The organism is Paenibacillus sp. sgz302164, from assembly GCF_056120505.1.
Map to the genome: position 1 here is coordinate 1 of NZ_JBVYOL010000067.1, position 1,147 is coordinate 1,147.

General features: G+C 44.6%; 1 protein-coding gene. It reads left to right on the forward strand.

The features are described 5' to 3' along the window. Positions 1-56: 56 nt before the first annotated feature. Positions 57-1,007, forward strand: a complete 951-nt coding sequence (locus AC0LWT_RS38910; RefSeq protein ID WP_474687346.1) for a tyrosine-type recombinase/integrase — start codon at positions 57-59, stop codon at positions 1,005-1,007. Positions 1,008-1,147 lie beyond the last annotated feature (140 nt).

Here is a 1,147-nt window from a genome sequence, read left to right on the forward strand (position 1 = left end):
AAATAGGGGTTCGCACAATTATCGTTGTTCGAATATTTAAGGAGGAACAATCTCTCATGCCAACGCCAATGAGCCTATCTCAACTCGCTATCCATGCAGAGAGCAAGCAAAACTATTCCGATGACCAAATCGTTAATATGTTCTTCGCCACTTATCAACGTTCGAAATATACAGTAAGAAATTACCGCAGCGCTATCGAGAAATTTCGCAGTTTTATCGGGGATAAATCTTTGAAAGATGTGACGTGGAAAGAAATTGAAGTGTACAAAATCGGGCTGATTGAAGGGCTCCTCGACCAGCAAAACAAACCGAAAGCGCCGGCGACCGTCGCTATTCATATTGCTCCGCTGCGCTCGCTTTACAAATGGGGAAGCGATTCGAATATCGGGATTTTCCCCAATAACCCCACTACAAGCGTTCGTATGCCCAAAATAACAGTCACCAGCAAAAACAATTATTTGACCAAAAGCGAGGTTCTCAGGTTGTTCGAGCAGTTGAAACAGCAGGGCTCCCGGCAATATTTGGTCGGTTTAACCCTGGTTTTACTGGGCTTGCGGGTGTCTGAGCTAATCTCCATGGAATGGGGGCATTTCCACCCCGACCCGGAAGAACGCTCGATTTGGCTGACTGTGCAGGGAAAGGGCGGGAAACAACGAGAGGTCAAAATCCCGCATCTGCTATGGGAACTTTTCAACCAGTATCTGTCTCGAACCTCGCAAAAGAAAGTGTCGCCCGAGCAAAAAGTGTTCCCGGTATCCGTAAGGCGAATTGAGAAAATGATCCAGAAAGCCCGCGAACAAAGCGGCCTGGAGAAAAAGGTTACCCCTCACTGGCTCAGACATACCAATGCTACTTTAGCCTTACTTCGCGGCGCAACGCTGCAGCAGGTCCAGGAATCGCTCGGACATACGCATATCAACACGACACAGCGCTATTTACATACAGTTCAGCAAATAAAAAAAGCAGCCCCGGATTTCGTCGAGGACTTCTTAAAGGACAGTTTATAGTAAATTAATCCTAGTACTCTTGTATTATGATATGGTATTTATTATAATACTCATTAATGAATAGCCTGTAGAATTAAAGAAAATTAAGAAGAAATTTCTTTGTAATTGTCGAACAACGATAATTGTGCGAACCCCTATTT